Below are 3,129 nucleotides of genomic sequence, written 5' to 3' on the forward strand. Positions count from 1 at the left end.
TGGAAAAGGGCCAAAATGTTGCCGTTTGGCGTGGTCATGCTTACCCCTCCAGTTCGATGTTGATCGCGTGCTTGATATCCCGCTGCAAGGGCAAGCACCATTGAGAATTGCTGTTCATCACCGCGCTCAGAATCGCCATGTGGTCAGCGGGTCCGAGATTGGCGAAGAAGTCCGCATCCCCCAGCCGCTTGGCCCAGTACAGCGCGTCGTGGTTGTCTGCATCCCAGCTAGCAGGATTGCCCAGCGTCTGGCATACGTCCTGGACGGTGGCGGTCAGGATTTGGTATTGCTCGTCTCCATGGAATCGGTCCATGTCACCACCCCACGTAATAGACCAGAGGGCCAAGGAGGATCGCGTAGTACCAGCGCATGTCCCAGGCGTTGCGAAGCATCTGCTTTAGGTCATCCATCGCCGGTCTCCGGGATAGCGGCAAGAACCTTTTGCTCTGCAACGTCCAAACCGTCCGCCATTCCTTCGAAATAGGGATTGCAGCCGTGGGTTTGGTAGTTGAACCGCTGAATATTGGCTTGCGCCGAGATGGCCTTCCCAAGCGCCGCCAGAGCCTGGCGTACAGCTTCCTCGGCGTAGGCACGCATTTGCTCCCCGGTGTAAATGTCCTCCGGGACGCACTGAGCAGCCTTGTTCACGCCATCCTGGAACCCGTATTCGGCTGCTTCGTACCGGCTAACGATGCCTCGATCTTCGACACCACAACCCAGGGCGTGAGGATTGAGGTCGGGCCATTCGGGTTCAAAAGGCGCGGGCAACTCCGGCAGCTTTATCGTGCTCATGGTCGTTCCTATTTGGTCTTTACGCAGGACATCGCGCGGTATCCGATGTAGTAGCAAGTCACGCCGGTTTCAGTGTCGAAGAACTTGAGCGGCGTACCGGTGAAGCCGTCCACATCGGCGTTGATGCTCTTTTCGATGGTCGGGGCGCTGGCCTCAGAGTTGCATCCAGCCAGCAGGACGGCTACGAGAATGAGGGCGCGCCTCATGCCGCCGCCGCTACGGTGTTAATGTGTTTCACATCAACGATGGCAACGCGCTCACTAGAGGGCTTTTTCTGCCACATGTAGCTGGGCAGTTCTTCATATTTGGCCAACACACGGGCATCTGCTTCGCAATCCGCCTCGATATTGACTGTCTGCTCGCTGATGCGAGTCTCGATCAGGCGCATCACGATTTGGTAAGTCTTACGTTCCATGTTTTGCTCCTTGCGGATTGAATTGAGACGCTCAGGGCGGCGAACCCCCAGCCTTGGGTAAGGCTGACGTATGGCGTTAGGTGGGATTGGGATTCGCCGGCCTGAGCGGCCTAGGGGGGATGCTGGTTACGTCTCCAGCGCGGACTTCCACCGCCGTGTTGATTCCGCTCGTCTGCTGCGTACGCGCTCGGCGCTGCACGCTCGTTGCGGTCCTACTCGCTACATCCGCGCCGATCCCCTTTTGGACCATGTGGCACGGCATCCGCTTTCGACAGCCGGACTTAACCCAGCCGGAGGGTGATGGCCCGGATGCGATCCCGGGTTTGACAAGAGTCGGCCGGCTTTCACGGCTCCGCGTGTCAGTCGCGATTGGTCGCCCATCGCCTGGGCGGTACTGCTGCCATCAAGAGAACCCGCTACAGCGGAGTAAGACTGCCTCGCACGGTGCGCGCACTTCTAGCCGTCCCTTGCGGGTGCAACGGGTTCTCTTGATAGTCCCCGCTACTTTCCCGGGGTGGTCAGACGGGCTACTCTCCCGGCTTGCGCCATACTTAGCGACGTGGCGTCGTCGTTCTACTCGCTACGTCGGGACTGGGCTTCATTTCGCCTTTACAGGCCCAGGCTTTCAGGGCCAGCCGCCGCATCCGCTTTCGAAGTTGATGGCACCTACTTGCTCCACCACGTACTGGTTCAAGAATGACCAGCGGCTTCATCGCTTTCTCTCACCATCAAGGGAGGCGGCTGGTGAGGAGTTACCAGCGGCTGCGCAAACTTCACAGAAGCGGCCACAGCTTGAGCCAGTCAACCGCCTCTCTTGATAGCGCCGCGTTTCGTGCGGCTACGGCTGCTATGCAGCACCAGGGGGAAAACATTGATCGCCTTAGGCTTCGGCTAGAGCGGCTCTTGCTGCGTCATACGCGTTACACGCCTCATCAACTTGGCTCTGGTTCCAGCCAGCGGCATACATATCGTGGTCTCTTGGGTAGCTGCGCATAAGCCGTTCAAGTGCGGCGATAAGATCCGTTTCGCGCTTGGTCATCTCTTCTCCTTTGCCCGTCGGGCTTATCAACGGGATGGGGGATTAGCGCTTGCGTTCGCCTGCTGCGTACACGGAACACAGGTAGTCGTGCAATCCGCCGAGTGAACATGCCGCGAAAATTGGATCAGCTCCCGACTTAACCATCGCTTCGATCTTCGTGTCGCGCTGCACGTTGTAGGCGTAAACCGCCACAACCACGCAGAGTACGTTGCCTTCTTCATCCATGCTCGTTCTCCTTGTTAATCGGTATGAATCCTGAAAGAAGCGGGCAGTTAGGTCTCTGCCTCAACCGCCTCTAAAGACCGAGTTCGGAAGCCCTCTATGGCTTCGGTCACTTCTTCCCTTGAGGCGCCCGGCGGCACAATCAATTCCGCAACCTCTCCCATAGTTCGCCCGTCGAATCTGGTAAGGCGCCACGGATTGCGGCGGGCATCGATCACAACCAACTTTGGTTCTTCGCTCATTTCAGGCTGCCTTGAGAAGAGAAGTGAACATACCGGCGCCGTGGTTCTTGCCGCCGCACTTGCACTCGCAGGTGCCGTTGTGCTTGCCATTCACGCACTTGGCATTGCACTCATGGCGCGACGGCTGGGACTTGTATTCGATCTTGCGGGTGACCGGCAGCACGGCGCCGCCCAGGTTTCCGCCTTCGTGGCCGACCAGCATCTGGTAGCCGTCGTAGCGGATGCCCTGTACACCAGGCCAGCGTGCGGTGAACTCTTTGTTCGGCATGCCATGCGGTGCAGTCAGCGCTACGGCTTCGTCAGTCACGTCGCTGAAGTACTTGATGTTGGCCATTTCTCTCTCCTTGTTCATTCGTAAGCCCGCTCTAGGAACGGGCTGGCGGATGAATTCCGGAGCAGCGCGCTACCTGGCTGTTCCC

The 3,129-nt window shown here is 58.5% G+C and carries 7 protein-coding genes; all 7 read right to left on the bottom strand.

What is annotated here, in order from left to right; all coding sequences use genetic code 11:
- Positions 1–40: 40 nt before the first annotated feature.
- Positions 41–313 (bottom strand): hypothetical protein, encoded by a 273-nt coding sequence (locus CEY09_RS31660; protein WP_088591668.1) that lies wholly within the window; start codon positions 311–313, stop codon positions 41–43.
- Between the two features lie 89 nt (positions 314–402).
- On the bottom strand, positions 403–792 hold the full coding sequence (locus CEY09_RS31665) for a hypothetical protein (protein WP_088591669.1): 390 nt from the start codon (positions 790–792) through the stop codon (positions 403–405).
- Between the two features lie 8 nt (positions 793–800).
- Positions 801–998 (bottom strand): hypothetical protein, encoded by a 198-nt coding sequence (locus tag CEY09_RS31670; protein WP_088591670.1) that lies wholly within the window; start codon positions 996–998, stop codon positions 801–803.
- Positions 995–1,207 (bottom strand): hypothetical protein, encoded by a 213-nt coding sequence (locus tag CEY09_RS31675; RefSeq protein WP_088591671.1) that lies wholly within the window; start codon positions 1,205–1,207, stop codon positions 995–997. Before CEY09_RS31675 ends, CEY09_RS31670 begins: the two co-directional genes overlap by 4 nt.
- An 880-nt stretch (positions 1,208–2,087) precedes the next feature.
- On the bottom strand, positions 2,088–2,246 hold the full coding sequence (locus CEY09_RS32245; protein WP_158218704.1) for a hypothetical protein: 159 nt from the start codon (positions 2,244–2,246) through the stop codon (positions 2,088–2,090).
- A 42-nt stretch (positions 2,247–2,288) separates the two neighbouring features.
- Positions 2,289–2,471 (bottom strand): hypothetical protein, encoded by a 183-nt coding sequence (locus tag CEY09_RS31680; RefSeq protein WP_088591672.1) that lies wholly within the window; start codon positions 2,469–2,471, stop codon positions 2,289–2,291.
- Positions 2,472–2,711: 240 nt separating this feature from the next.
- Positions 2,712–3,044, bottom strand: coding sequence for a hypothetical protein (locus CEY09_RS31690; protein ID WP_088591674.1), 333 nt, complete (start codon positions 3,042–3,044; stop codon positions 2,712–2,714).
- Between the last annotated feature and the right edge of the window lie 85 nt (positions 3,045–3,129).

The sequence above is a fragment of the Achromobacter marplatensis genome, from assembly GCF_002209535.1.
Classification (GTDB): domain Bacteria; phylum Pseudomonadota; class Gammaproteobacteria; order Burkholderiales; family Burkholderiaceae_B; genus Achromobacter; species Achromobacter marplatensis.

Bases quoted from the DNA above. Each gene is read 5' to 3' on its own strand.
- CEY09_RS31660 (WP_088591668.1), bottom strand. From the start codon at position 313: ATGGACCGATTCCATGGAGACGAGCAATACCAAATCCTGACCGCCACC.
- CEY09_RS31665 (WP_088591669.1), bottom strand. From the start codon at position 792: ATGAGCACGATAAAGCTGCCGGAGTTGCCCGCGCCTTTTGAACCCGAA.
- CEY09_RS31670 (WP_088591670.1), bottom strand. From the start codon at position 998: ATGAGGCGCGCCCTCATTCTCGTAGCCGTCCTGCTGGCTGGATGCAAC.
- CEY09_RS31675 (WP_088591671.1), bottom strand. From the start codon at position 1,207: ATGGAACGTAAGACTTACCAAATCGTGATGCGCCTGATCGAGACTCGC.
- CEY09_RS32245 (WP_158218704.1), bottom strand. From the start codon at position 2,246: ATGACCAAGCGCGAAACGGATCTTATCGCCGCACTTGAACGGCTTATG.
- CEY09_RS31680 (WP_088591672.1), bottom strand. From the start codon at position 2,471: ATGGATGAAGAAGGCAACGTACTCTGCGTGGTTGTGGCGGTTTACGCC.
- CEY09_RS31690 (WP_088591674.1), bottom strand. From the start codon at position 3,044: ATGGCCAACATCAAGTACTTCAGCGACGTGACTGACGAAGCCGTAGCG.